A 25,909-nucleotide genomic window follows, 5' to 3' on the forward strand; every position below is an offset into this window, starting at 1 on the left:
AAAGAATCTGAGGAGCATCGTGGCCGAGACCACTGTCGAGACCCCCGTCGAGGGCGACGAGACCTACGACGCCGTGACCACCTTCGAGTCGGAGGTGCCCGTCGAGGGCGAGTACACCACCGAGTCGCTGGCGTCCCGCTTCGGCGACCCGCAGCCGGCCGCCGGCCTGGGCCGTCGCAAGAACGCCATCGCCCGCGTCCGGATCGTTCCGGGCACCGGCAAGTGGAAGATCAACGGGCGTACGCTCGAGGACTACTTCCCGAACAAGGTCCACCAGCAGGAAGTCAACGAGCCCTTCAAGGTGCTCGAGCTCGACAACCGCTACGACGTCATCGCCCGCATCTCGGGTGGCGGCGTGTCCGGCCAGGCCGGCGCCCTGCGCCTCGGCGTGGCCCGTGCGCTGAACGAGGCGGACGTCGAGAACAACCGCCCGGCGCTGAAGAAGGCCGGCTTCCTCTCCCGCGACGACCGTGCGGTCGAGCGCAAGAAGGCCGGTCTCAAGAAGGCCCGCAAGGCCCCGCAGTACAGCAAGCGCTAAATCGCGCCTGCCGCCTGTACGGCTCTCGTCCGCCCCGGCAGCACTCTTCGTGCTGCCGGGGCGGCGTTGTTTTTGACACCAGTGGCGGGCGCCCGGGTGCGGCGCCTGGTGGATCTCAATGGAGGACAGCAGTGGGACGACTCTTCGGCACGGACGGTGTACGCGGTGTGGCCAACGCGGATCTGACGGCTGAGCTCGCGCTCGGCCTGTCGGTCGCGGCGGCCCATGTACTGGCCGAGGCGGGTACCTTCGCGGGCCATCGGCCCACCGCGGTGGTCGGGCGCGACCCCCGCGCGTCCGGGGAGTTCCTGGAGGCCGCGGTCGTCGCGGGCCTCGCCAGCGCCGGCGTCGACGTGCTGCGCGTCGGTGTGCTGCCGACCCCGGCCGTGGCGTACCTCACGGGCGCGCTCGGCGCGGACCTCGGCGTGATGCTCTCCGCCAGCCACAACGCCATGCCCGACAACGGCATCAAGTTCTTCGCGCGCGGCGGCCACAAGCTCGCCGACGAGCTGGAGGACCGGATCGAGCGGGTGTACGAGCAGCACCGCACGGGCGAGCCGTGGGAGCGGCCGACCGGCGCCGGCGTGGGCCGCGTCCGCACGTACGAGGAGGGCTTCGACAAGTACGTCGCCCACCTCATCGGTGTGCTGCCGAACCGCCTCGACGGTCTGAAGGTCGTCCTCGACGAGGCGCACGGCGCGGCCGCCCGGGTCTCGCCGGAGGCGTTCACGCGCGCCGGGGCCGAGATCGTCACGATCGGCGCCGAGCCGGACGGGCTCAACATCAACGACGGCTGCGGCTCGACCCACCTCGACCTGCTGAAGGCCGCCGTCGTCGAGCACGGCGCCGACCTGGGCATCGCGCACGACGGCGACGCGGACCGCTGCCTGGCCGTGGACGCGCAGGGCAACGAGGTCGACGGCGACCAGATCCTCGCCGTGCTCGCGCTGGCCATGCGCGAGGCGGGCACCCTGCGGGGCAACGCCGTCGTCGGCACCGTCATGTCGAACCTCGGCTTCAAGATCGCCATGGAGCGCGAGGGCCTCCAGCTGGTCCAGACGGGCGTCGGCGACCGGTACGTCCTGGAGTCGATGAAGGAGCACGGCTACGCGCTGGGCGGCGAGCAGTCCGGCCACGTGATCATCCTCGACCACGCGACCACCGGCGACGGCACGCTCACCGGTCTGATGCTGGCGGCCCGCGTCGCCGCGACCGGCCGCACCCTGGCCGACCTCGCGGGCGTCATGGAGCGCCTGCCGCAGGTCCTGGTCAACGTGCCGGACGTCGACAAGTCCCGGGTGTCCACCTCCGCCGAGCTGACCTCCGCGGTCACCGAGGCCGAGCGCGAGCTGGGGACGACCGGCCGGGTGCTGCTGCGCCCGTCGGGCACCGAGCCGCTGGTGCGCGTGATGGTCGAGGCCGCCGACATCGACCAGGCGCGGTCGGTGGCGGGCCGCCTGGCGGACGTCGTGAAGTCCGCGCTGGGCTAGGCCCTAGGCCGGTCGCGTACTGCGTACGCCCAACGAGCGGGCCCGCCGGGGAAGTTCCCCCGGCGGGCCCGCTCGTTCTGCTTACTGCTCGTCAGAGCTTGCGGAGCGAGAGCTTCTGCACCTTGTGGTCGGGGCCCTTGCGGACGACGAGGGTGGCGCGGCCGCGCGTGGGGGCCACGTTCTCCACCAGGTTGGGCCGGTTGATGGTCCGCCAGGCGGTGCGCGCGTAGTCGAGCGCCTCCTCCTCCGAGACCTGGGTGTACTTGCGGAAGTACGAGGACGGGTCCTGGAAGGCCGTCTCGCGCAGCTTGCGGAAACGATTCAGGTACCAGGTCTCGATGTCCTCGGCGCGGGCGTCCACGTACACGCTGAAGTCGAAGTAGTCGGCGAGGCCGACCCTGGTGCGGCCGTCCTGGCCCGGCAGGGCGGGCTGGAGCACGTTGAGGCCCTCGACGATGAGGATGTCCGGGCGGCGCACGGTCAGCACCTCGCCGGGCACCCGGTCGTAGATCAGGTGCGAGTAGACGGGCGCGGTCACCTCGTCCTTGCCCGCCTTGATGTCCGCGACGAACCGGGTCAGCGCGCGCCGGTCGTACGACTCGGGGAACCCCTTGCGCGACATCAGGCCGCGCCGCTGGAGCTCGGCCATCGGATACAGGAAGCCGTCGGTGGTGACGCGCTCCACGCGCGGGTGCTCGGGCCAGCGGGCGAGCATCGCCTGGAGCAGTCGGGCCACCGTGGACTTGCCGACGGCGACCGACCCGGCGACGCCTATGACGAACGGGGTGCCGCGCTGGGCGCCGTGCCCGTTCTTGCCCGCGTCGCCCAGGAACGTGTTGAGGGCGCCCCGCAGCTCGGCGGTGGCCTGCACGTACAGGTTGAGCAGTTGGGACAGCGGCAGATAGACGTCCCGGACCTCGTCCAGGTCGATGACGTCGCCGAGGCCGCGCAGCCGCTCCAGCTCCTCGGCGGTCAGCGGCAGCGGCGACTTGTCGCGCAGCGCGCTCCACTCGCTGCGGGACAGGTCGACGTAGGGGGTCGAGTCCGCTCGGTGCTGGGCGCTTCGTGGCGGCGAAGTGATCACAGGCCCATTGTCGGGGGTGGCGGGCGGATGTGGGGGGTGGGGTGGGTCACGCGGCGCACCGCCCGGGGCGGGGCCGCGGGAGTGGCCCCGATTCGCGGCCGTACGGTCGTAGGCTGCCGCCATGTGCGGAATCGTCGGGTACGTGGGAGCGCAGTCAGCGCTCGATGTTGTCATCGCCGGGCTGAAGCGGCTCGAATACCGGGGCTACGACTCGGCCGGCGTCGCGGTCCTCGCCGACGGCGGGCTGGCCGCGGCCAAGAAGGCCGGCAAGCTCGTCAACCTGGAGAAGGCGCTGGTGGACCGGCCGCTGCCGAGCGGCTCCACGGGCATCGGGCACACCCGCTGGGCCACCCACGGCGGGCCGACCGACGCCAACGCGCATCCGCACCTCGACAACGCGGGCCGGGTCGCGGTCGTCCACAACGGGATCATCGAGAACTTCGCGGCGCTGCGGGCGGAGCTGGAGGAGCGCGGGCACGCGCTGGCCTCCGAGACGGACACCGAGGTCGTCGCACACCTGCTGGCGGAGGCGTACTCCTCGACCGAGGACCTCGCCGAGGCGATGCGGCAGGTGTGCCGCCGCCTGGAGGGCGCGTTCACGCTGGTCGCGGTGCACGCGGACGAGCCGGACGTGGTGGTCGGGGCGCGCCGGAACTCCCCGCTGGTGGTGGGCGTTGGAGAGGGTGAGTCCTTCCTCGCCTCGGACGTGGCCGCGTTCATCGCCCACACGCGGTCCGCGATCGAGCTGGGCCAGGACCAGGTCGTGGAGCTGCGGCGGGACGGTGTGTCGGTCACCGACTTCGACGGGGCTCCCGCACAGGTGCGGTCGTACCACGTGGACTGGGACGCGTCGGCCGCGGAGAAGGGGGGCTATGACTACTTCATGCTCAAGGAGATCGCCGAGCAGCCCAAGGCCGTGGCCGATACGCTGCTCGGCCGGATCGACGCCGCCGGTTCGCTGACGCTCGACGAGGTCCGCATCCCGGTCTCGGTGCTGCGCGAGGTCGACAAGGTCGTGATCGTCGCGTGCGGTACGGCGTACCACGCGGGCATGATCGCCAAGCTGGCGATCGAGCACTGGACGCGGATCCCCTGCGAGACGGAGCTCGCCAGCGAGTTCCGCTACCGGGACCCGATCCTCGACCGGCGCACGCTGGTGATCGCGATCTCGCAGTCCGGCGAGACCATGGACACCCTGATGGCGCTGCGGCACGCCCGCGAGCAGGGCGCGAAGGTGCTGGCGATCTGCAACACCAACGGCTCGACGATTCCCCGCGAGTCGGACGCGGTGCTGTACACGCACGCGGGCCCGGAGGTCGCGGTCGCCTCCACCAAGGCGTTCCTGACCCAGCTGGTGGCCTGCTACCTCGTCGCGCTGTACCTGGGCCAGGTGCGCGGGACGAAGTGGGGCGACGAGATCCGGGCGGTCATCCGGGACCTCGCGTCGATCGCGCGCGACGTCGACCAGGTCCTGGAGACGATGGAGCCGGTGCGGGAGCTGGCGCGGTCGCTGGCGGGGAAGAACACGGTGCTGTTCCTGGGCCGTCATGTCGGCTACCCGGTGGCGCTCGAGGGCGCGCTGAAGCTCAAGGAGCTGGCGTACATGCACGCGGAGGGGTTCGCGGCGGGGGAGCTGAAACACGGGCCGATCGCGCTGATCGAACCCGATCTGCCGGTGGTGGTCGTGGTGCCGTCGCCGCGCGGCCGTTCGGTGCTCCACGACAAGATCGTCTCCAACATCCAGGAGATCAGGGCGCGGGGGGCGCGGACGATCGTGATCGCGGAGGTCGGGGACGAGGCGGTGGTGCCGTATGCGGACCATCTGATCCGCATCCCCGCCACGCCGACCCTGCTCCAGCCCCTGGTCGCCACGGTCCCGCTCCAGGTCTTCGCCTGCGAGTTGGCCACGGCGCGGGGCAACGAGGTCGACCAGCCGCGCAATCTGGCGAAGTCGGTCACCGTCGAATGATCATCGGAGTGGGAATCGACGTGGCCGAGGTCCAGCGCTTCGGGGAGTCCCTGGAGCGGACGCCCGGCCTGCTCCAACGCCTGTTCGTGGAGCAGGAGTTGCTGCTCCCGAGCGGCGAGCGCCGGGGCACGGCGTCCCTGGCGGTCCGCTTCGCGGCGAAGGAGGCCCTGGCGAAGGCCCTGGGCGCGCCGGCGGGACTGCACTGGACGGACGCGGAGGTGTACGTGGAGGAGAGCGGGCAGCCGCGGTTGCGGGTGCGGGGGAGTGTGGCGGCGCGGGCCGAGGCGTTGGGGGTTCGGGGGTGGCATGTTTCTTTGAGCCATGATGCGGGGGTGGCGTCGGCGGTGGTGATCGCGGAGGGGTGAGGGTGCCCCAAGGTCCGCTCCCCCAGGGGCTGCGCCCCCAGGCCCCGCTTTTGGGGCTCCGCCCCGGGTCTCTGTTTGTCTGCAGGCCGTCCCCAACTGGTCGCGCAGTTCCCCGCGCCCCTTGAATGCCGCTCCGCGGCATTCCCCTGGGCGCCCCGAAGGGGCGCTCTTAGGGGCGCGGGGAACTGCGCGACCAGCCCGCCACGGTCCGCAGACGAGCGCGTGACCAGCCCCGGGGCGCAGCCCCAGCACGTACTCGGGGTGGCACGGATGCGCGGGATTCGGAAGGGTGGGGCCCATGCGTATTGCCTATCGCGTTGAGGCCGTCCGGGCCGCCGAGCAGGAGCTGATCGCGCGGCTGCCCGACGGTGCGCTCATGCAGCGCGCCGCCGCCGGGCTGGCCGCCGCCACCGCGGGCATGCTCGGCCGGGTGTACGGCGCCCGCGTCGTCGTCCTCGCGGGCAGTGGCGACAACGGGGGCGACGCGCTGTACGCGGGGGCCCGGCTGGCCCGGCGCGGCGCGGGCGTCAGCGCCGTACTGCTCGCCCCCGACCGCGCCCACCCCGACGGCCTCGCCGCGTTCCTGCGCGCGGGCGGACGGGTGGCCGACGACCCGTACGACGTGCTCGCCGCCGCCGACCTCGTCCTCGACGGCATCACCGGCATCGGCGGCCGCGGCGGTCTGCGCCCCGACGCCGTCCCCGTGGCCCGCGCGGCCCGCGGCTCGAACGCCCTGGTCGTCGCCGTCGACCTCCCCAGCGGGATCGAGGCCGACAGCGGGGAAGTCCTCGGGGAGGCGCTGCACGCCGACGCGACGGTCACGTTCGGCGCGTACAAGCCGGGGCTGCTCGTGGACCCCGCGCACGCGTACACCGGCGCCGTCCGCCTCGTCGACATCGGCCTCGAACCGCACCTCCCGTCCGTGCCGGACTGCGAGGCGCTGCAGCACGCCGACGTGGCGCAGCTGCTGCCGGTGCCGGCGGGGGAGAGCGACAAGTACCGGCGCGGGGTCGTCGGCATCGTCGCCGGGTCCGCCCGCTACCCCGGCGCGGCCGTGCTCGCGGTGGCGGGCGCGTTGCACGGCGGGGCGGGGGCCGTCCGGTACGTCGGGCCCGCCGCCGACGACGTCGTCGCCCGCTTCCCCGAGACGCTGGTCTCGGCGGGCCCCCCGGCCAAGGCGGGCCGCGTCCAGGCCTGGGTCGTCGGCCCGGGCCTGGGGGACGCGCCCGGGGCCGAGGAGGTCCTCGCGGCGGACGTTCCCGTGCTGGTCGACGCGGACGGGCTGCGGGGCCTGGACCCGGCGGTCGTACGGGACCGGGCCGCGCCGACCCTGCTCACGCCGCACGCCGGGGAAGCTGCGGCGCTGCTCGGGGTGAGCCGGGCGGAGGTGGAGGCCGCGCGGCTCCGCTCCGTACGGGAGCTGGCGGACCGGTACGGGGCGACCGTCCTCCTCAAGGGGGCGACCACGCTCGTCGCCGATCCGGGCGGGCGCGCGCCGGTCCGGGTCAACCCGACGGGTACGTCCTGGCTCGCCACGGCGGGTAGCGGTGACGTCCTGTCCGGTCTGGCGGGCTCCCTGCTGGCGGCCGGTCTGACGGCCCGGGACGCGGGGTCGGTCGCGGCGTACCTCCACGGCCTGTCGGCCCGCCACGCGGCGAACGGGGCGCCGTTGACGGCGTCGTCGGTGGCGTCGTCCCTGCGGAACGCTTGGCGAGACGTGTACGCCTGACCCTCCGGGCCCGGTTTTCGTCTGCGGGCCGTCCCCAACTGGTCGCGCAGTTCCCCGCGCCCCTTAAATGCGCCCCTCCGGGCCGCCCGGGGGATTGCCGCGTAGCGGCATCTTCAGGGGCGCGGGGAACTGCGCGACCAGCCACTCACGGTCCGCAGACGAAGCCCCCGGCCGCCCGCCAGAGGGCTTTAGGGAAGGGGCGGGGTGGGGGAATCAACGCCCCGCCACCCGCGCGGCACCCCCCACACCCCACCCCCCACCGCTTCCCTGACCCCATGACCGAACGACACCCCCGCCCCGTCCGGCGCAAACGCCTCGCCACCTACCTCGCCGCCCTCACCACCACCCTCACCCTCTGCGCCGCCACCTACCCCGTACCACCACACCCGGGCCCGGGACCGGGACCCGCCGTCCCGGCCCCCGCCCCCGACAGCCCCGCCCCCGTCGACGCCCTCGTCCCGGGAGAGCCGAGGGTGCCGGGGCAGGTCGTCTATCTCATGGACACGCCCGACCAGGTGCTGCCGCCGCTCGTGTACGAGCCCACCGCCGCCGAGGACGCCGTCGAGCCCGCGGTGCCCGCGGCGGGCGTGGAGGGGCTCGTCGAGTACGTGCCCGGCAACGAGGTCGGCGCCGCCGTGTGCAGCCGGCAGGCGGGGCCGTACCAGCGGCAGGTCGAGCGGTGGCTGAAGCTGCCCGCCGACGGGAAGCAGTCCGCCGCCGACTGCGCCGCCATCCGCCTCTTCCAGACCGACCACGGCATCCGCCCGAACAGCGGCTTCGCCGGGCCCGCCACCTGGGGCACCATGCGGCTGCTCGCCGCCCGGGCCAACCCCAACGCCGCCGGCCACTGCCCCGTCCGCAAGAGCCGCGTCGCCTGCGTCGACCTTGATCGGCAGATCATGTGGGTGCAGAGCAGGGCAAAGGTTACTTTTGGGCCTGTTGCCATTCGGAGCGGGCGGCCCGGGTACGCCACCCGTACCGGCACCTACCCCGTCTACTGGCGCCACAAGAACCACTGGTCCACCATCTACAACGCGCCCATGCCGTACGCCCAGTTCTTCAGCGGCGGACAGGCCTTCCACGCCATCTACGACAACATCTACTCCACCGTCGGATCGCGCGGATGCGTCAATCTGACCTACTCGGACGCCAAGCGGCTGTGGGGCGCGCTCGCCAAGGGTGACCCGGTCCACATCTGGGGGCGCAGGCCCGGCGCCTGAGCCGGGGGCGCAGCTCTGAGAGACTTGGCGCGATGACCGCGATGACTCAGACAGTGCACACGCGAGCCCGCGCCGAGATCGATCTGGCCGCCCTGCGCGCCAACGTCCGTGCGCTGTGCGCCCGTACCCCCGGCGCGCAGCTCATGGCCGTCGTGAAGGCGGACGGGTACGGCCACGGCGCCCTGCCGTGCGCCCGGGCCGCGATCGAGGCGGGCGCCGCCTGGATCGGCACCGCCACCCCGCACGAGGCCCTGGCGCTGCGCGCGGCCGGGATCGGCGGGCGGATGCTCTGCTGGCTGTGGACGCCCGGCGGGCCCTGGCGCGAGGCCGTCGAGGCCGACATCGACGTGTCGGTGAGCGGGATGTGGGCCCTCGAAGAGGTCGTCGAGGGCGCCCGGGCCGCCGGACGCGTCGCCCGCATCCAGCTCAAGGCCGACACCGGGCTCGGGCGCAACGGGTGCCAGCCCGCCGACTGGCCCGCGCTCGTCCAGGCCGCCCTCGCCGCCCCCGAGGTCCGCGTCACGGGCCTGTGGTCGCACTTCGCCTGCGCCGACGAGCCCGGCCACCCCTCCATCGCCGCCCAGCTCGCCCTCTTCCGCGAGCTGGTCGCGTACGCCGAGAAGGAGGGCGTCGAGCCGGAGGTGCGGCACATCGCCAACTCGCCGGCCACTCTCACCCTCCCCGAGACGCACTTCGACCTCGTACGGACCGGGATCGCCATGTACGGGATCTCCCCGGCGCCCGAGGTCGGCGCGCCGGGCGACTTCGGGCTGCGGCCGGTGATGACGCTCGCCGCGTCCGTGGCGCTGTCCAAGCAGGTCCCGGCGGGCCACGGCGTCAGCTACGGGCACCACTACGTCACCCCGAAGGAGACGACCCTCGCGCTCGTCCCGCTCGGCTACGCCGACGGCATCCCCCGGCACGCCTCCGGGCGCGGGCCGGTGCTCGTCGGGGGCCGGGTGCGGACGGTGGCGGGCCGGGTCGCCATGGACCAGTTCGTCGTCGACCTCGACGGGGACACCGTCGAGGAGGGCGCGGACGCGATCCTGTTCGGGCCGGGCGACCGGGGCGAGCCGAGCGCCGAGGACTGGGCCGAGGCCGCGGACACCATCGCGTACGAGATCGTCACCCGGATCGGTTCGCGGGTGCCGCGCGTCTATCTCAACGAGCTCGACGAGAATTCCGACAGCTGAACCCGCGGACCACGAGGAGCGGCACGGTGAGCGAGACCAGCACGGGGGACGTGGCGCGGGCGGCCGTGGGCAGCTGGCGCCGGGCGGGTCTGGCCGGGGCCGCGATAGGCGTGGTCGCGGCGGGGGCCGCCGCCGGGGTCGCGGTCGAGCGGCTCACCGTCGGGCGCGGCATGCGCAAGAAGGCCCGGCTCGCGCTGGACGCGGCGGGGCCGTACGGCGCGCTGCGCGGCACGCCGGGGCGCGCGTACGCCGACGACGGCACCGAGCTCTACTACGAGACCGACGAGGCCGAGCCGGCCGCCAAGGTCAACGGGGCGCGCAAGCGGCGGCTGTTCGGCCGCAAGGCGCCCGCGCCCGTCACCGTGGTCTTCTCGCACGGCTTCTGTCTGAGCCAGGACGCCTGGCACTTCCAGCGGGCCGCGCTGCGCGGGGTCGTGCGGACCGTCCACTGGGACCAGCGCAGCCACGGCCGCTCGGCGCGCGGCGAGGCGCAGACGCAGGGCAAGCCGGTCACCATCGACCAGCTGGGCCGCGACCTCAAGGCGGTCCTGGACGCGGCCGCCCCCGAGGGGCCGCTGGTGCTGGTGGGGCACTCGATGGGCGGCATGACGGTGATGGCGCTGGCCGACCAGTACCCGGAGCTGATCCGCGACCGGGTCGTCGGCGTCGCCTTCGTCGGTACGTCCTCGGGCAGGCTCGGCGAGGTCAGCTACGGGCTGCCGGTGGCGGGGGTCAACGCGGTGCGCCGCATCCTGCCCGGTGTGCTGAAGGCGCTGGGCTCGCAGGCGGAGCTGGTGGAGCGGGGGCGGCGGGCCACGGCCGACCTGTTCGCCGGGATGATCAAGCGCTACTCGTTCTCCTCGAAGGACGTGGACCCGGCGGTGGCCCGGTTCGCGGAGCGGATGATCGAGGGGACGCCGATCGACGTGGTCGCGGAGTTCTACCCGGCCTTCGACGACCACGACAAGGAGGCGGCGCTCCAGATCTTCGCCGAGGTGCCCGCGCTGGTCCTGGCGGGCGACCGCGACCTGGTCACGCCCAGCTCGCACAGCGAGTCCATCGCGGACCTGCTGCCGGACGCCGAGCTGGTCATCGTGCCCGACGGCGGGCACCTGGTGATGCTGGAGCACCCCGAGACGGTCACCGACCGCCTCGCGGACCTGCTGGTGCGGGTCGGCGCGGTGCCGGAGGCGACTAACGTTGGCACGTATGGAAGCACCGCACAGCCAGGCCACTGACGCCACCACCCGGCTCACCCTCGACTCCCCGGCCGAGATGCAGGAGTTGGGCCGCAAGATCGCCAAACTGCTCCGCCCCGGCGACCTCGTCCTGCTCACCGGCGAGCTCGGCGCGGGCAAGACGACACTGGCGCGCGGCCTCGGCGAGGGCCTCGGGGTGCGCGGCGCGGTGACCTCCCCCACCTTCGTGATCGCCCGGGTCCACCCGTCCCTGACCGGCGGCCCGGCCCTGGTGCACGTGGACGCGTACCGGCTCGGCGGCGGTCTGGACGAGATGGAGGACCTCGACCTCGACGTCTCGCTGCCGGATTCGGTGGTGGTCGTGGAGTGGGGCGACGGCAAGGTGGAGGAGCTCTCCGACGACCGGCTGCACGTGGTCATCGACCGGGTGGTCGGCGAGACGGACGACGACCGCCGGGTGGTGACCGTGACCGGTCTGGGTACGAGGTGGTCCGCAGCCGGGATCGACGGTCTGTAGCCGCCTGTGGCGGGGCGGGGCGCGTGGGACACGTACGTTCCGACAAGCCGTCGGCAAAATGTTGCGCGGGTCCCGCCGGGCGTGGTCACATGGTAGGAGAGACCTGGTTAGGTCTACCTAACCACGCCTTCTCCAGGAGCCGGGAGGCCGCCATGACCGTGTCGGAGCGCGCAGCGCAGCCGCGGCGTACGCAGGGTGTGTCCATGAGCGATCTGCTGGCCTCCTGCGCGGCGGCGAACGCCGTCTCGACCCCGCCGAATCCGGCGGAGCCGGACGAGGAACGGTCGCCGGCCAAGGCCGAGGAGAAAGGCGTGCGGCGCGACGCCGCTTAACTCTTTCGGGTGTAACTAACGGTACGGGTGCGGCAGCGCACCCTCAGGGGCGCGGGGCCGTGACGATGTGCGGCTCCGCCGCGTGGGCGCGACCAGCCACAGACGGCCCGCAGTCGAATTACCGCACCCGGGCGGAGCCCTACGGCACCACGACGATCTTCGAGCCGATCGTGGCGAAGGTCCACAGCGCGTTGCCGTCCTCGCGCTTCATCCGGATGCCGCCCGTCCGCTTGCTCGGGTCGGGGGTGGCCACCTTGCCGTTGACCGCCGCGCTGAAGCCGATCGTGACCGAGTCGACGGTGGCGAACCGGACGACGTGCTCGATTTGCACCCCGTCCGAGCCGGCGACGGACGCGGCCCGCGAGGTCACCGCGTAGTTGCCGGGCTTGGGGCTGACCGTCGACGGCATGACCTCGAAGGTCTTGGGCGCCAGGCCCTTGAGTGTCTTGGTGCCGACCAGCCAGACGCGCTTGGCGCTCAGCGAGTACACGACGCGCGGGCCGACGCCGGAGTTCTCCGGCAGCGCCGTCACGTTCTTCGAGGGCGTCTTGCCCTTGGGCGGCACGGCCGCCGAGGAGCTCGGCGCGGGCGAGACGGTGGTGCCCGGCGCGGCCAGATCGGCCTTCGACGGGGAGTTCGCCGACGCCTGGTAGGCGAGGAAGCCGACCACCGCGAGCGCGGCCGCGGTGAGCCCGGCCACGAATCCCGAGCTGCTCCTTGCCACCTGGCTCGCCCCTTTCGTACGTACAGGCTTACGGATGTGTACAAGCCTGCGGTCATATCTGCGGCTGACGGTAGCAGCCGGGGGCGGCCGGGGCGGGACGCCGTGCCCCCGGCGCCGTGGCCGTAGGCTGTTCGCGTGCTCTTGCTCGCCGTTGATACCGCCACCCCCGCCGTGACCGTCGCCCTGCACGACGGCACGGACGTCGTCGCCGAGACCAGCCGGGTGGACGCCCGGCGCCACGGGGAGCTGCTGCTGCCCGCCGTCCACCAGGTGCTCGGGGACGCCGGGCTCACGCTCGACGCCGTCACCGACCTGGTCGTCGGGGTCGGCCCCGGCCCGTACACGGGACTGCGCGTCGGCCTGGTGACGGCCGCGACCTTCGGCTCGGTCCTCGGGGTGCCCGTCCACGGGCTGTGCACGCTCGACGGCCTCGCCTACGCCTCCGGCATCGAGGAGCCGTTCGTCGTCGCCACCGACGCGCGCCGCAAAGAGGTCTACTGGGCCCGCTACGACGACTTCCGCACCCGGGTGAGCGAGCCGTCCGTGGACCGGCCCGCCGACATCGCCGAGCAGGTCGCCGGGGTGCCGGTGGTCGGCGCGGGCGCGGTCCTGTACCCGGAGGTGTTTCCGGACGCGCGCGGCCCCGAGCACCAGTCGGCGGCGGCGCTGGCGTCGCTCGCGGCGGAGCGGCTCGCGGCGGGCGCGGGGTTCCTGGCGCCGGTGCCGCTGTACCTGCGCCGCCCGGACGCGCAGGTGCCCAAGAACTACAAGGTGGTCACTCCCCAGTGAGCGTGGTGCTCCGCGAGATGCGCTGGTGGGACATAGAACCGGTGCTCGCGCTCGAACACGACCTGTTCCCCGAGGACGCCTGGTCGGCGGGGATGTTCTGGTCGGAGCTCGCGCACGCCAGGGGCCCGGGCGCCACCCGGCGCTATGTGGTCGCCGAGGACGGGTCGGGCCGGCTGGTCGGCTACGCGGGCCTCGCGGCCGCGGGCGGCCTCGGCGACGTCCAGACCATCGCCGCCGCCCGCGACCAGTGGGGCACGGGCCTGGGCGCCCGGCTCCTGACCGACCTGCTCAAGCACGCCACCGCCTTCGAGTGCGACGAGGTCCTGCTCGAAGTGCGGGTGGACAACACCCGGGCCCAGAAGCTCTACGAGCGCTTCGGCTTCGAGCCCATCGGATTCCGGCGGGGCTACTACCAGCCGGGCAACGTCGACGCGCTCGTGATGCGCCTGATCGTCCAGGAACACGACCGAGGAACAGAAGAGACTGACTGATGGCTGACGAACCGCTGGTACTCGGCATCGAGACCTCCTGCGACGAGACCGGCGTCGGCATCGTGCGCGGCACGACGCTGCTCGCCGACGCCGTCGCGTCCAGCGTGGACACCCACGCCCGGTTCGGCGGCGTGGTGCCCGAGATCGCCTCGCGCGCGCACCTGGAGGCGATGGTCCCCACCATCGAGCGCGCCCTGAAGACGGCCGGGATCTCCGCCCGGGACCTCGACGGCATCGCGGTGACGGCGGGCCCCGGCCTGGCGGGCGCGCTGCTCGTCGGCGTCTCGGCCGCCAAGGCCTACGCGTACGCCCTGAACAAGCCGCTGTACGGCGTGAACCACCTCGCCTCGCACATCTGCGTCGACCAGCTGGAGCACGGGCCGCTGCCCGAGCCCACGATGGCGCTGCTTGTCAGCGGCGGCCATTCCTCGCTGCTGCTCGCGCCCGACATCACCGCCGACGTCCGCCCGATGGGCGCGACGATCGACGACGCGGCGGGCGAGGCGTTCGACAAGATCGCGCGCGTGCTCGACCTGGGCTTCCCGGGCGGCCCGGTGATCGACCGGCTCGCCAAGGAGGGCGACCCGAAGGCGATCGCGTTCCCGCGCGGACTGAGCGGCTCGCGCGACCCGGCGTACGACTTCTCCTTCTCGGGGCTGAAGACGGCCGTGGCCCGCTGGATCGAGGCGAAGCGGAACGCGGGCGAGGAAGTGCCGGTGCGGGACGTGGCGGCCTCCTTCCAGGAGGCCGTGGTCGACGTCCTGACCCGCAAGGCCGTCCGGGCCTGCAAGGACGAGGGCGTGGACCACCTGATGATCGGCGGCGGCGTCGCGGCCAACTCGCGGCTGCGCGCGCTCGCCCAGGAGCGCTGCGAGAAGGCGGGCATCCGGCTGCGGGTGCCCCGGCCCGGGCTGTGCACGGACAACGGCGCGATGGTGGCGGCGCTCGGCGCGGAGATGGTGGCGCGCAACCGGCCCGCCTCGGACCTCGACCTGTCGGCGGACTCCTCGCTGCCGGTGACGGACCCGCACGTGCCGGGCGCGGGCCACTCCCACGACCACGACCATGTGCACGAGGTCAGCAAGGAGAACCTGTACCCGTGACGGTCGCCCTGATGTGGGAGGCGCGGGCGGTCCAGGGCCGGGGCGGGGACCTCCTCGCCTGGGCCCGGGCCCAGCCGCTGCCGTACCCGCCGGTGCGCCGGGAGGTCTTCGCGGCGCCCCAGGACCGGGTGCTCGTGATCACCTGGTGGGACGCGGCGTACGACGCGGAGCTGCCCGAACTGCCCGAGCCCGACGGGGAGTTGGTGACCCGGCCGGTACACCGCTGGCGCTTCGAGTCACTCGGAGTGGAACCTCCGGCCTGAATTCTGCATCGATCTGTACGCAGAGGGCGTATCGGTCGGCGGTTCGGGGTTGGTTCACACAGTGGGTAAGAAGAGCGCGGCAGCGGCGGCACTGGTCCTGTCCGGGGTGCTGCTCGCCACGGGCTGCTCGTCCGACGGCGACTCGGGGAGCGGCCCCGCGAAGACCGGCGGCGGTACGGCACCCGCGCCCGCCACGTCGGCCTCCGGGCCCGCCGAGGGCGCCGGGGACGGCCCCGCGAGCGCGGCCGCGTACCGCAAGTGGGGCCTCAAGCCGCTGCCCGCCGCCCCGGCGCCGCCCGCCGAGAAGCCGGTGAAGGCGAAGCCGGGCGAGGTCCCGGTGATCAGCGACATCCCCACCAAGGAGAAGGTCGTCTTCGTGACCTTCGACGACGGGGCCGAGAAGGACCCCAGGTTCGTGGAGATGATGCGGGACCTGAAGATCCCCTTCACGATGTTCCTCACCGACGCGGCGATCAGCGGCAACAAGGGCTACTTCAAGCCGCTCCAGCAGCTCGGCAACGCGATCCAGAACCACACCCTGACGCACCCCAACATGCGCACCGAGAGCGGCGCCCAGCAGCAGCACCAGATATGCGGCCAGCAGGAGAAGCTGACCAAGGAGTACGGCAAGGCACCCCGGCTCTTCCGGCCGCCGTACGGCAACTGGAACGAGGCGACGCGCGCGGCGGCCAAGGAGTGCGGGATCCAGTCGATCGTGCTGTGGCGCGAGTCGATGCAGATCCAGAACATGCAGTACCAGCGCGGTGACAAGAAGCTCCACCCCGGCGACATCATCCTGGCCCACTTCCGCGGCAAGAGCGAGCTCAAGGGCCACACGATGACCGAGATGACGGCGAACATGCTGCGCCACATCCAGGAGCAGGGCTTCGCGGTGGCGCGCCTGGAGGACTACGTCTAGAAAAAGTGGGGCGGATTTCCTCCCGCCGTGTCGAATCTGGCCCGGGCCGTTCGACGTAAGGGTGAGAGGCGGGGAAAGGCCCCGCCGCCACCCTCCGGGTTTCCGGACGTTCCGAGGAGAACCACCATGCCGCGCTACCTGTCGATGATCCGCATCAACGAGGCCGACGCCCCCGCCGAGGGCCCCAGCCCCGAGCTGATGGAGCGGATGGGCCATCTGATCGAGGAGATGACCAAGGCCGGGGTGCTGCTCGACACCGCCGGGCTCACCCCCACCGCCCAGGGCACCAGGGTCACCTGGTCGGGCGGGCAGCTCTCGACGACCGACGGGCCCTTCACCGAGTCCAAGGAGGTCATCGGCGGCTACGCGCTCCTGCAGTGCAAGGACAAGGCCGAGGCGGTCGAGTGGACCAAGCGGTTCCTGACGGTCCACGAGGACCACTGGACGGTCACCTGCGAGCTCCGTGAGATCGCCGAGGGCTGAGAAGCCTGTCTTTGACGCCGTGTCCCCGGCCCGGCGCCGATTGCCGCCGGGCCGCGCGGGTGCTCTCATGACTGCCCGTGAGCACAGAAAAGGACGCGGTCGAGGCCGTCTTCCGGATCGAGGCCCCGCGCGTCATCGCCGCCGTCGCCCGGATCGTCCGCGACGTCGGCATCGCCGAGGAGCTGGCGCAGGACGCGCTGGTCGCCGCCCTGGAGCGGTGGCCCGAGACAGGAGTGCCGGACAATCCGGGCGCCTGGCTCACGGCCACCGCCAGGCACCGGGCCGTCGACCTGGTGCGGCGCCGCGAGACGTACGCGCGCAAGCTCGCCGAGATCGGCCGCGACCTCGACGAGGCGGCGGTGGAGCCGGAGTTCGCGGCCGCCGAGGACCCGGACGCGATCGACGACGACCTGCTCCGGCTGATCTTCACCGCCTGCCACCCGGTGCTCTCCACCGAGGCGCGTATCGCCCTGACGCTGCGGCTGCTCGGCGGGCTGACGACGGACGAGATCGCCCGCGCGTTCCTCGCCCAGGAGTCGACGGTCGCCCAGCGGATCTCCCGCGCCAAGCGGTCGCTGGCCGGGGCGGGGGTGCCGTTCGAGGTGCCGTACGGCCCGGAGCGCGCGGCGCGGCTCGCCTCCGTCCTGGAGGTGATCTACCTCGTCTTCAACGAGGGGTACGCGGCGACGGCCGGGGACGACCTGGTGCGCCCGGCGCTGTGCGAGGACGCGCTGCGGCTGGCGCGGGTGCTCGCCGGGCTGATGCCCGAGGAGCCCGAGGTCCACGCGCTGGCCGCGCTCCTGGAGATCCAGGCGTCGCGCATCAACGCGCGCACGGACGCGACCGGCGCGCCCGTGCTGCTCGCCGACCAGAACCGCTCCCGCTGGAACCGGCTGCTGATCCGGCGCGGCTTCGCGGCGCTGACCCGCGCGGGCGAACTCGGCGGCGCCCCGGGCCCGTACGCGCTCCAGGCCGCCATCGCCGCCTGCCACGCGCGGGCCGCCTCGTACGAGGAGACCGACTGGGCGGCGATCGCCGCGCTCTACCGGCGGCTCGCGGACCTCGCGCCCTCCCCGGTGGTGGAGCTGAACCGGGCGGTCGCCGTGTCGATGGCCGAGGGCCCGGGGGCGGGCCTGGCGATCGTGGACGCGCTCGCCGCCGACCCGGCCCTGCGCGGCTACCACCTGCTGCCGAGCGTCCGGGGCGACCTGCTGGAACGCCTCGGGCGTACGGAGGAGGCCCGCGCGGAGTTCACCCGCGCGGCGGAGCTGACGCGCAACGCGCGCGAGCGGGAGCTGCTGCGGGCGCGCGCAGCGGACGCGTAGTCCGACGATGAGTTTCGGGAACGCCCCCGGTCTACCTTCCAGACCCGCCGGCAGCCGCGTCGGAGGGCCGGTCGAGAGGGAGGCAGCACCCATGTCCGCTCAGAAGATCACGACGTTCCTGTGGTTCGAGGACAAGGCCGAGGAGGCCGCGCGGTTCTACGTCTCCGTCTTCGGCGGGGACTCGCGGATCGTCGGGACCACGCGGTACCCGGAAGCCGTCCCGCACCAGGGCGGCTCGGTCATGACGGTCACCTTCGAGCTGGCCGGCCAGCAGTACACGGCGCTCAACGGCGGCAAGCAGGACTGGTCCTTCAGCGAGGCCATCTCGCTCTCCGTCGACTGCGGGGACCAGGAGGAGGTCGACGGCCTCTGGGCCAGGCTGACCGACGGCGGCGAGCCCGGGCCGTGCGGCTGGCTGAAGGACAAGTACGGCCTGTCCTGGCAGATCGTGCCGCGCTATCTGAGCGAGCGGATCAGTGCGGACGAGGACCGGGCGGCGGTGAACCGGATGGTGGACGCGATGATGAAGATGGGGAAGCTGGACGTGGCGGCGCTGAAGGCGGCGTACGAGGGGAAGTGACGGGCTCACGGCCGGTGCAGCAGCTCCACCACACCGGCCAGGTCCTCCTCGCCGTGCCCGTCCGCGACGCGGCGCCGCATCAGGTCGAAGAGCGGGGCGAGCAGCTCGGTGCCAACGCCCTGGGCGCGGCCGAGGCCTTCGAGGGTGTCCTGGGCGGCGACCTGCATGGCGAGGTTGGAGCCGGTCGTCGCGTACGCGCCCTTGGCGGTCTGGGCCGCCATCCGCGGCAGGAGGCTCGTCATGGCGTGCAGCCACGGGACGAGCAGCGCGGTCGTGAACTCCTCGACGTCCGCGCCCGCCGACCGCACCAGCGCGGCCGACTGGAGGAACCCGGCGAACATCCCGTACATGCCGGTCAGCATGGCCAGGTCGTGCAGCGGGGCACGGCCCGCGTCGTCGCCGAGGTAGACGGCGCGGCCGAAGACCTGCAGCACCTCGCGGTGCGCCTCGAAGGCGGGCGTGGAGCCGCTGTACAGCACCAGCGCCTCCGGGCGGCCGATCATCGCCGGGACGGCCATGATGCCGCCGTCGAGGTACTCGGCTCCCAACACCCGTACCTTGTCCGCCAGTTCGCGGGCCTCGTCGGGCGACCCGTTGGTGAGGTTGACGACGACGCGCCCGCGCAGGTCGTCCCCGGCGGCGTCCACGAGGGCGTGCACATCGGCGTACCCGAGGACGCAGAGGACCACCACGTCGGCGGCCCGGGCGGCCTCGGCGACGCTCCCGGTCCGCAGCGCGCCGCGCTCGACGAGCGGGTCGGCCTTGGCGGGGGTGCGGTTCCAGACGGTGGTGGTGTGCCCGGCGGCGAGGAGCGCGTCGGCGAGGGCGGTGCCCATGGCGCCCAGGCCGACGACGGAAACGGAACTCATGGGGGAGGTCTCCTTGGAGGGGTGGTGGGGGTGGCGGTGAGGTCGCCGGTTCCGAGTCTCATGTGCGGCACCGGGGCCAACAAGTACCGACTTTTAAGTACGTACTTACCGAAAAGTGCGTACGGGGACGGGGCGGAGGGGGTGGCCGGGCCGCCGGTAACCTCGTGCACATGTCACCCCGCACGCCCCTGCCGCCGCCCCCGCCCCCGGTCGAGATCCGTGCCTGGCCCGACCGGAACGCCCTGCTCGTGGACCGCGCGGGTGTGCTGGACGACCTGGTGGCACGGCAGTTGGGGCCGGGGCGGATCGCGGCGCACTGGGGCTGGGCGGTGCTGCTCGCCACCGGCTGGGCGTTCGTGGGGACGGCGGTGATCGCGTTCACCGAGTCGCTGGACGTGCTGTCGCTGCTGTTCGGGGTGATCTGCCTGGTGATCGGTCTTGGAGCGGTGGTGCCGACGGCGGTGGCGATGGTGGCGGGCCTGCGCAAGGATGCGAGAATCCGCCAACTCCTCACCCAATGGTCGGAGTTGGACCGCCACCCGGCGACGGGCGCCCGGCTGCGGGCCCCCGGCCTGAGCCTGGCCTGGCTGCTGCCGGGCGGGCTGATGTGCGCGCTGGGCCTGTTCGTGTGCGTGACGGTCCCGGCGGCGGCACGGCCGGGACACGACACGTACGGCATGGTGGTCCTGACGATGGGCCTGGGCCTGGTGTGCTGGCTGACGGGCCTGATCGCCGTCACCAGGGCGCTGGCCCACCGCCGCTGGGCCCTACGCCTCGTGCCACCCCCGCACCTATCCTGAACGCACGTGCGTACGCCGCACGGACTCAGGGGGAAAGGCGACAAAAATGGAATGGTACTGGTGGGTCCTCATAGTCTTCTGGATGGGAGGCTTCGGCTGGGCGGCCGACACGGGCCGCACGGCCCTGCGCACCCGCCACGAGCGCAAGCTCGAACGCCTGGAGGCGGCCAAGCGCGAACGCCTCGCCCTTGAGGCGGCCAACCGCCCCCCGGAGCCGGTCTGCGGCTGCACCCACCACCTCGCCAAGCACGACAAGCAGGGCAAGTGCCACGAGCGAGTGGAGATCCCGGTCGCCTGGGACGAGTCCAAGCACCCGGTCCGCTACGAGTCGGGCCAGTGCAACTGCCAGCAGTACGTGGGGCCGCAGCCGCTGTCGCAGGTGTTCGCCGAGGAGCTCACGGACTTGGCGTAGCCAGCAGGTCCGCGACCGCCGTCAGCCACGCCGCCGGGCCGTAGGGGGCCGGTGGGTCGACTTCCATGCCCAGGGCTGCCAGGGCCTCGGCGCAGGCGGTGTCGTCCAGGTGGAGGGCGAGGAGTTCGTGGAGCTCGCCCGCGAGGCGCGCGGTGAGGGCCGGGTCCGTGGTGGCCAGGTAGTCCTGGAGCGCAGCCTCGTGGTCCGCGAACTCGTCCGGCATGTCCTGCGAGAACCAGCCGCCGAGGAGCTGGCCGAGCTCGGGGAAGCGGGCGTGCCACTCCCAATGGGTGCGGGGTGCGGATGCGGGCGGGACCTCGCCCGACTCGACGCTGTGCCGGATGTGGTCGGCGAGGACGAGCAGCCACTCCTGGACCCCGGAGTCGGCGAGGCCCACATCGGGCACCGGGTAGAACTCGCCCAGGCGAAGGCGCAGTCGGCCCGGCGGGTTCTTGGCGTACTCACGCAGTTGGGCCTCGGCGGTGGCCAGGGCCCAGGGGCGGGTGTGCCAGGTGTGGCGCAGATAGGCGTCCAGTGCTTCGCTGCGCGCCTCGGCGGTGTCGTCGGCGCGCAGCCCGAGGTAGGCGCGGACGACCTGGTCCAGCTCGCCGTACTTGCGGTCGTGTTCGAGCGGCTTGAGGGACATCGGGCGCGCCTTCAGAGGTAGACGGGGAAGGTGGCGTGGACGGCGAAGCCGTGCGGGGTCGCGTCGGTGCGCCTGAGGACGACGCGGGCGGCCCGCACGTCGACGGGGTCGCGCCCCGCCAGCAGCATCGCCTGCAGCAGCACGCGCCCGACCGGCTCGGCCCGCGACGGCCACGCGGCCTCGATGGTGAGCCGCTGCCGGGCCGACTGCGCCAGCCAGCGGTGGATGACCTGCTCGTTGCGGGTCACCACGTGCTGGGTCGCCCAGTGGGCCGTTTCGCGGTCGGGGTAGGTGGCGGAACGGTTCCGGGTCGGCCTGCTGTTCTCCGTACGGCTCACGAGTGCTCCCGATGCATGTGGTCGTCCACGGTCGCGAGCAGCTCGCGCAGGGCGTCCGGCGAGATCCAGGGGATGGCGGGCAGCAGGTTCTCCCGCTGCGCCGCCGCGTCCGGGAAGAGGACGAGGGCGCGGTGCGCCTCGGCGGCCCAGGGCGCCAGGGAATCGGAGCAGAAGGGGTGCTCCGCCGCGATGTACGCCCGTACCGCGTCCGCGACCGTGGCGGATTCCAGGTCGTCGGTCAGCTGCGCGGTGAATCCGGTGAGATACGGGAACGCCAGACCGGCTTCCCAGGAGTTCATGGGGAGTTCGCCGTACTCGGGCGGAAGGTCCCGGTCCAGAATGCGTACGATCCCGGCGAGCGTATGCAGGTATTCCGCCGGGTCGGTGCCCTCTGAGGCAGCCGAAAGCTTTTCCGTGAATTCCTGGGGGACGTCGCCGAGCGCCTTCCTCTCCAGGAGGTCCCCGAGGAAATCGAGGAGGGCCGCCCCGGTTCGGACCGGGCAGTTCCGGTTCGCCGTCTGCGAGGCGGCGACCAGCCGGGCGTATCGCCGGATCTCGTCGTCCAGGGACAGCGCCCCCTGCGACGCCTGCACCCTGATGGCCAGGTCGAGGAGGTGCGCCACCGGGCCGCCGGTGAACAGGGCCGCCGTGTACGACTGCACGTGACTGCTGCCTTCGCTGCTAGGGGATCGGCATGGAGGTGACGACGACGAACGGAGGGTCCATCCCCTCCTTGTACTTCAGCGCCACCTGCACCGACCTGGTATTGGCGGCCGTGGCGCCCATGCCGTGTGCATCATAGTCGGCGCGCGTAATCGTGCGTCCGGTGTCCTCGGTGAACGTGAACTTGATGGCCGGCTGGATCGACGAATTGTTGGGGTCCCAATTCGGGTTGTTGCGTTTCCTCCGCTCCACCCCTTGCAGCCATTCGTCGATCCGGATCGCGTTGGCGTGGTCGTTCAGCGCGGCCTGGGTGAACCGCTGGGCCGACGCCAGGTCCTTGAACGAGGACGCGGCGGGTGCGTTGCCCTGGTCGCGCAGCCGCTGGGCGAGCTGGTCGTCCGTCATCCCGACGTGCCGGTCGATCGGATGGCTGCCGTGGATGCCCTCCTGGCTCGCCAGATCGATCGGGTAGTAGATGTTCTTCGGATCCTCACCCGGAACGGTGAAGTGGTGCTCTTCCTTGAACGACTTGAGCGCGCGGGCGCCGAAGGCCTCGGCCCGCGCCTCCTCGGCGTGGAAGGTGGGAGCGCTCAGATGCGCCTCGTCCAGCGCCGCCATCAACGTGTTGAGCTGCGGCGTCAGCGCGTTGACCTTGCTGTTGTAGGTGTCGACGATGGAGTTGAGCTTGGCGGTGTCCATCTCCAGGACGATGCCCTCGCCGAGCTGGGCCGCTCCCTTGGCGACCCCCTTCACGACTCCCTTGAACAGGCCCACGACGTCCTTGACGTCGACCCCGTCCTTGAAGTTGACGTCGATCTTGGGGACCGCGTCCCGCACCGCCTGCATATAGACCTCGTGCACCTCGTGATTGACGTACACGGCGGCCTCCGCGAAGTGGTACAGCAGATCGCTGACCTTCTGCGCGGTGTCGAAGAGCACCGTCATCACGGGGTGCGAGGCGGTCTGCGACGCCGCCGAGTCGTGCTTCCACTCGTATCCGGCCGTGGACTGCCCCCACGCCTTGGTGCCCCACAGAGAGCTGCAGAACTGGCGCATGGCGTCGTGCCACTCGCTGTTGGTCTGCTGGGTGATGGACCCGACCAGACCGGTGAGCGCGCTCTCCGTCATGGACAGGCTCATCGTCATCGACATCCAGGACTTGGACAGCGAGTTCAGATAGTGCTGCTGCGGGAAGGGGTAGACATCGGCGACCTTGCCCATGCGGAACGCGTGCTTGACGACCGGGCGCAGCACATCGCGGATCGGCCCCGGAACCCACTCCAGGAGCGAGCGGATGAAGTCGTCGCCCCCGTCGTCGTCGCCCCACTTCAGATTGGGGACGTGGCCGTAGTCGGGAGCCTTGTCGATGACGTGCGGCAGCGGCTGGGTCACGGCCGGGGGGCCGCCCGGATGGGCTGCGGCGTCCGCCTTCGCGTAGTTGTTGGCGGTCGTGGTGAGGCCGACGGCGACGCCGCCCACGCTCTCCACGGCCTTGGCCCATACCTCCAGGAACCGGTTGCCCACCTTGACGTACGCCGTCGCGAATGCCTGGGGCGCGGTCCCGTAGCCGCCGGCGTCGGGGTACTTCTGCAGCGCGGGCAGCAGGTCTTTGGCGGCCCGGTCGAACATGGTCTGCTGGCTCGCGACACCGCCCGAGACCCGGTGCAGGTCCATGGGCTTGACGTCGATGGTGCCGTTCGCGGAGGGGGCGGACGGGGCGGGGGTCGACATCAGGCGCCGCCCCAGCCCCGCAGCACCGCCCGGTGTGCCGCCGCGTAGTTCGCGTGGCCGGTGGTGACGACCTCGTGGAGCCAGGCCTGGCGGGCTTGGAGGTCCTGCATGTCGCGGTCCCAGCGGTCGAGTTCGTCCACGAACGCCTCGCGGGCCTGCCCGTCCCAGGTGAGCACGACCTTCTCGGTACGGTGGTAGAGCGCGCCCAGCTTCTCGTTGAGCTGCTTGAGGATGTCCTCCAGCTCGCCGGCGAGCTCGCGCAGCGTGCCGAAGCTGACGGCTATGTGGTCGTCATCGGGCATCGTGTCGTCCATTCCCCCGGATTCCCTCGAACCGCCGGTGGACCGGCGTGCTCGGTGCCTTGCTTTCGAAGACCGCTCAGAGATCGCTGATGCTGCTGCGCGGGCCCGGATCCGGCGCCTGGAGCGCGTCGGCCTCGCGGGCCACGTCCACATGGTTCTGGATCTCCCGCATACGGGAGAGGACTTCGAGGTCCTGCTCGCTGAAGCCGTCCCGGCTCAGCCGGACCGCCTCCTCGATGACCTGGATGACCTCACGGATCCGCACGGCGTCCTTGGCCGCGCCCCGGTGCAGATCCCGGTACGCCGAGCCGGCCGGGCCGCGCCAGCCCGCCTCGATCCGGTCGACGATCCCGTCCATGCGGCGGACCTGGCTGTCGAGATGGCGCCGCATCTCGTCGAGGTCGCCCGCCAGCTTCGTCAGCCCGTCGTCCTCGGGCACGCCGAGGTCGGGCCGCTGCCCCTCTGGTCCCATGTCCACCACCCCCGTCTCCTTGCACCTTAACAACGACCTCTGACAGCTCCGCAGTTGCAAAGTGGAGGTGATGTGATGAGGGTTACGCCGATGGCGGTACGCAGGTCACCCCTGCTGAACCGGTCGGCCGATCAGCATCGTCGGCGCCCCCGCCACCCGCGTCAGGAACACCGTCGCCGAGGCGCGGCCCTGGAGTTTCATCTTGCGGCGGAGTTCTTCCGGTTCGACCGCCGAGCCGCGCTTCTTGACCGTGAGGATGCCTACGCCGCGCTCCCGCAGCAGGGCCTTCAGCTTCTTCATGTTGAAGGGGAGTTCGTCGGTGATCTCGTACGCGGTGGTGAACGGGGAGGTGTACGGCTCGTCGCTCGTCACGTACGCGATGGTCTCGTCGACGAGGCGGCCGTCGCAGGCCGCGACGATCTCGGCGACCAGGTGGGCGCGGATGACGGCGCCGTCCGGCTCGTGGAGGTAGCGGCCGACCCGGCCCACCGGCGGTGCCGGGAGGGGGGAGGGGGTCCACAGGGTGGCCTCGGCGGGGAGCAGCGTGGCGCGGACCGAGCCGGGGGTGCGGGTGCCCCCGAACCACAGCACGGCCTCCTTCACGTCGCCGCCGTCCGAGATCCACTCCGCCTCGGCCTCGGGCGGGACCGACTCGTGGGGGATGCCGGGGGCGATCTTCAGGGCCGCGAAGGAGGCCTTCCGGGCCGCGCCGATCGCCCAGGAGAGCGGGGGTGAGTACGCCTCGGGGTCGAAGATCCGGCCTCGGCCGCCCCTCCTCGCCGGGTCCACGAACACCGCGTCCCACCCCGACGTGTCCACGTCCGTCACGTCCGCGCACCGCACCTCGATCAGCTCCGCGAGGCCCAGCGCCGCCGCGTTGGCGCGGGCGACCTCCGCCGTCAGCTCGTCGCGGTCCACCGCGAGGACGGAGATGCCCGCCCGGGCCAGCGCCAGCGCGTCGCCGCCGATGCCGCAGCACAGGTCCGCCACGCTCCGTACGCCCTGGGCGGCGAAGACCCGGGCGCGGTAGGCGGCCACCGAGGCGCGCGTGGACTGCTCGACGCCGTTGGGCGTGAAGAACATCCGGTACGCGTCGTCCGCGCCGAACTTCGCGACCGCGCGCTGGCGCAGCCGCGCCTGGGCCAGGGCCGCCGAGACCAGCTCGGGGGCGTACGTGCGGCGCAGCCGGGTCGCCACCGCCAGCTCCTGGGCCGGGTCGTAGTCGCGCAGCGAGTCCAGCAGGCCCGTGCCCTCGGGGGTGAGCAGGGCGCGGAAGGTGTCGAGGTCGTTCACCCGCCCCATTGTGGGCCAGGCGGGGGACGGTGCGCGGCCGGTGGCGGTGTCGCCTCCGGTATACCGCCTC

At 72.4% G+C, this 25,909-nt stretch carries 30 protein-coding genes and 1 pseudogene; 20 read left to right on the forward strand and 11 right to left on the reverse strand.

The features are described 5' to 3' along the window. The first annotated feature begins 19 nt into the window (after positions 1-19). The gene (rpsI, locus tag IE252_RS28055; protein ID WP_190092219.1) at positions 20-538 is read left to right on the forward strand and encodes a 30S ribosomal protein S9; all 519 of its coding nucleotides are present in this window, start codon (positions 20-22) and stop codon (positions 536-538) included. A gap of 131 nt (positions 539-669) precedes the next feature. After that, complete coding sequence (gene glmM, locus IE252_RS28060; RefSeq protein WP_190092220.1) at positions 670-2,028, forward strand: phosphoglucosamine mutase; 1,359 nt, start codon at positions 670-672, stop codon at positions 2,026-2,028. Positions 2,029-2,119: 91 nt separating this feature from the next. Here the strand turns inward: glmM and coaA are convergent, their stop codons facing one another. Then, positions 2,120-3,112: a type I pantothenate kinase gene (gene coaA, locus IE252_RS28065; protein ID WP_190092221.1), complete on the reverse strand. Its 993-nt coding sequence runs from the start codon at positions 3,110-3,112 to the stop codon at positions 2,120-2,122. Positions 3,113-3,233: 121 nt separating this feature from the next. Here coaA and glmS point away from each other — a divergent pair, with 121 nt between their 5' ends. From glmS to IE252_RS28105, 8 genes are all read left to right on the forward strand, one after another. Further along, positions 3,234-5,081: a glutamine--fructose-6-phosphate transaminase (isomerizing) gene (gene glmS, locus IE252_RS28070; protein ID WP_190092222.1), complete on the forward strand. Its 1,848-nt coding sequence runs from the start codon at positions 3,234-3,236 to the stop codon at positions 5,079-5,081. Further along, positions 5,078-5,446, forward strand: coding sequence for a holo-ACP synthase (locus IE252_RS28075; protein WP_101389619.1), 369 nt, complete (start codon positions 5,078-5,080; stop codon positions 5,444-5,446). Before glmS ends, IE252_RS28075 begins: the two co-directional genes overlap by 4 nt. Positions 5,447-5,744: 298 nt before the next feature. Further along, complete coding sequence (locus tag IE252_RS28080; RefSeq protein ID WP_190092223.1) at positions 5,745-7,175, forward strand: NAD(P)H-hydrate dehydratase; 1,431 nt, start codon at positions 5,745-5,747, stop codon at positions 7,173-7,175. Positions 7,176-7,450: 275 nt separating this feature from the next. After that, positions 7,451-8,395 (forward strand): L,D-transpeptidase family protein, encoded by a 945-nt coding sequence (locus IE252_RS28085; RefSeq protein WP_190092224.1) that lies wholly within the window; start codon positions 7,451-7,453, stop codon positions 8,393-8,395. 41 nt (positions 8,396-8,436) lie between these two features. After that, positions 8,437-9,588 carry an alanine racemase gene (gene alr / locus IE252_RS28090; RefSeq protein WP_190092373.1) on the forward strand — a complete coding sequence of 384 codons (1,152 nt, stop codon included), beginning with the start codon at positions 8,437-8,439 and terminating at the stop codon, positions 9,586-9,588. A 26-nt stretch (positions 9,589-9,614) separates the two neighbouring features. Continuing rightward, positions 9,615-10,826 (forward strand): alpha/beta fold hydrolase, encoded by a 1,212-nt coding sequence (locus IE252_RS28095; RefSeq protein ID WP_190092225.1) that lies wholly within the window; start codon positions 9,615-9,617, stop codon positions 10,824-10,826. Then, a complete protein-coding gene (gene tsaE, locus IE252_RS28100) occupies positions 10,798-11,304 on the forward strand; it encodes a tRNA (adenosine(37)-N6)-threonylcarbamoyltransferase complex ATPase subunit type 1 TsaE (RefSeq protein WP_190092226.1) in 507 nt (168 codons plus the stop codon). Before IE252_RS28095 ends, tsaE begins: the two co-directional genes overlap by 29 nt. A gap of 203 nt (positions 11,305-11,507) precedes the next feature. After that, positions 11,508-11,636: a hypothetical protein gene (locus tag IE252_RS28105; RefSeq protein ID WP_308434566.1), complete on the forward strand. Its 129-nt coding sequence runs from the start codon at positions 11,508-11,510 to the stop codon at positions 11,634-11,636. Positions 11,637-11,775: 139 nt separating this feature from the next. Here the strand turns inward: IE252_RS28105 and IE252_RS28110 are convergent, their stop codons facing one another. Further along, the gene (locus IE252_RS28110; RefSeq protein WP_229848827.1) at positions 11,776-12,360 is read right to left on the reverse strand and encodes a hypothetical protein; all 585 of its coding nucleotides are present in this window, start codon (positions 12,358-12,360) and stop codon (positions 11,776-11,778) included. 135 nt (positions 12,361-12,495) lie between these two features. Here IE252_RS28110 and tsaB point away from each other — a divergent pair, with 135 nt between their 5' ends. From tsaB to IE252_RS28150, 8 genes are all read left to right on the forward strand, one after another. After that, positions 12,496-13,149, forward strand: coding sequence for a tRNA (adenosine(37)-N6)-threonylcarbamoyltransferase complex dimerization subunit type 1 TsaB (tsaB, locus tag IE252_RS28115; RefSeq protein WP_190092228.1), 654 nt, complete (start codon positions 12,496-12,498; stop codon positions 13,147-13,149). Positions 13,150-13,166: 17 nt separating this feature from the next. Continuing rightward, complete coding sequence (gene rimI, locus IE252_RS28120; RefSeq protein WP_190092375.1) at positions 13,167-13,640, forward strand: ribosomal protein S18-alanine N-acetyltransferase; 474 nt, start codon at positions 13,167-13,169, stop codon at positions 13,638-13,640. After that, positions 13,640-14,743 (forward strand): tRNA (adenosine(37)-N6)-threonylcarbamoyltransferase complex transferase subunit TsaD, encoded by a 1,104-nt coding sequence (gene tsaD, locus IE252_RS28125; RefSeq protein ID WP_190092229.1) that lies wholly within the window; start codon positions 13,640-13,642, stop codon positions 14,741-14,743. The genes rimI and tsaD overlap by 1 nt, the downstream gene beginning before the upstream one ends. Continuing rightward, positions 14,740-15,006 carry a hypothetical protein gene (locus IE252_RS28130; protein ID WP_190092230.1) on the forward strand — a complete coding sequence of 89 codons (267 nt, stop codon included), beginning with the start codon at positions 14,740-14,742 and terminating at the stop codon, positions 15,004-15,006. Before tsaD ends, IE252_RS28130 begins: the two co-directional genes overlap by 4 nt. Before the next feature lie 61 nt (positions 15,007-15,067). Further along, a complete protein-coding gene (locus IE252_RS28135) occupies positions 15,068-15,925 on the forward strand; it encodes a polysaccharide deacetylase family protein (protein ID WP_229848828.1) in 858 nt (285 codons plus the stop codon). A gap of 126 nt (positions 15,926-16,051) precedes the next feature. Continuing rightward, positions 16,052-16,408, forward strand: a complete 357-nt coding sequence (locus IE252_RS28140) for a YciI family protein (RefSeq protein WP_190092232.1) — start codon at positions 16,052-16,054, stop codon at positions 16,406-16,408. Between the two features lie 77 nt (positions 16,409-16,485). Continuing rightward, entirely contained in the window at positions 16,486-17,733 is a 1,248-nt protein-coding gene (locus IE252_RS28145; protein WP_373298627.1) for an RNA polymerase sigma factor, read from the forward strand. 91 nt (positions 17,734-17,824) lie between these two features. Continuing rightward, entirely contained in the window at positions 17,825-18,313 is a 489-nt protein-coding gene (locus tag IE252_RS28150; protein WP_190092233.1) for a VOC family protein, read from the forward strand. 5 nt (positions 18,314-18,318) lie between these two features. Here IE252_RS28150 and IE252_RS44330 read toward each other — a convergent pair whose 3' ends face one another. After that, complete coding sequence (locus IE252_RS44330; protein ID WP_373298631.1) at positions 18,319-18,747, reverse strand: imine reductase family protein; 429 nt, start codon at positions 18,745-18,747, stop codon at positions 18,319-18,321. Beyond that, positions 18,730-19,203 (reverse strand): annotated as a pseudogene (locus IE252_RS44335) (NAD(P)-dependent oxidoreductase); the annotation flags it as partial. The pseudogene IE252_RS44335 and the gene IE252_RS44330, both read right to left, overlap by 18 nt. 149 nt (positions 19,204-19,352) lie before the next feature. On the opposite strand from IE252_RS44335, the gene IE252_RS28160 reads away from it, so the two are divergent. Beyond that, the gene (locus IE252_RS28160; RefSeq protein ID WP_190092235.1) at positions 19,353-19,982 is read left to right on the forward strand and encodes a hypothetical protein; all 630 of its coding nucleotides are present in this window, start codon (positions 19,353-19,355) and stop codon (positions 19,980-19,982) included. Between the two features lie 46 nt (positions 19,983-20,028). Beyond that, positions 20,029-20,394, forward strand: coding sequence for a hypothetical protein (locus tag IE252_RS28165; protein WP_190092236.1), 366 nt, complete (start codon positions 20,029-20,031; stop codon positions 20,392-20,394). Here IE252_RS28165 and IE252_RS28170 read toward each other — a convergent pair. The 7 genes from IE252_RS28170 to IE252_RS28200 all read right to left on the reverse strand — a co-directional run bounded on the left by IE252_RS28170 (position 20,378) and on the right by IE252_RS28200 (position 25,848). Further along, a complete protein-coding gene (locus IE252_RS28170) occupies positions 20,378-21,040 on the reverse strand; it encodes a contact-dependent growth inhibition system immunity protein (protein ID WP_190092237.1) in 663 nt (220 codons plus the stop codon). The two genes, IE252_RS28165 and IE252_RS28170, sit on opposite strands and share 17 nt — an antisense overlap. 11 nt (positions 21,041-21,051) lie before the next feature. After that, entirely contained in the window at positions 21,052-21,378 is a 327-nt protein-coding gene (locus tag IE252_RS28175) for an RNase A-like domain-containing protein (protein ID WP_190092238.1), read from the reverse strand. Continuing rightward, positions 21,375-22,040 (reverse strand): hypothetical protein, encoded by a 666-nt coding sequence (locus tag IE252_RS28180; protein ID WP_190092239.1) that lies wholly within the window; start codon positions 22,038-22,040, stop codon positions 21,375-21,377. The genes IE252_RS28175 and IE252_RS28180 overlap by 4 nt, the downstream gene beginning before the upstream one ends. Before the next feature lie 19 nt (positions 22,041-22,059). Next, entirely contained in the window at positions 22,060-23,772 is a 1,713-nt protein-coding gene (locus tag IE252_RS43435; RefSeq protein ID WP_229848829.1) for an RNase A-like domain-containing protein, read from the reverse strand. Next, complete coding sequence (locus IE252_RS28190) at positions 23,772-24,074, reverse strand: WXG100 family type VII secretion target (protein WP_190092378.1); 303 nt, start codon at positions 24,072-24,074, stop codon at positions 23,772-23,774. The genes IE252_RS43435 and IE252_RS28190 overlap by 1 nt, the downstream gene beginning before the upstream one ends. A gap of 76 nt (positions 24,075-24,150) precedes the next feature. After that, a complete protein-coding gene (locus IE252_RS28195; protein ID WP_190092379.1) occupies positions 24,151-24,546 on the reverse strand; it encodes a WXG100 family type VII secretion target in 396 nt (131 codons plus the stop codon). 105 nt (positions 24,547-24,651) lie between these two features. Continuing rightward, complete coding sequence (locus tag IE252_RS28200; RefSeq protein ID WP_190092240.1) at positions 24,652-25,848, reverse strand: class I SAM-dependent methyltransferase; 1,197 nt, start codon at positions 25,846-25,848, stop codon at positions 24,652-24,654. Positions 25,849-25,909 lie beyond the last annotated feature (61 nt).

It is taken from the genome of Streptomyces melanogenes (genome assembly GCF_014649795.1).
Taxonomy (GTDB): domain Bacteria; phylum Actinomycetota; class Actinomycetes; order Streptomycetales; family Streptomycetaceae; genus Streptomyces; species Streptomyces noboritoensis.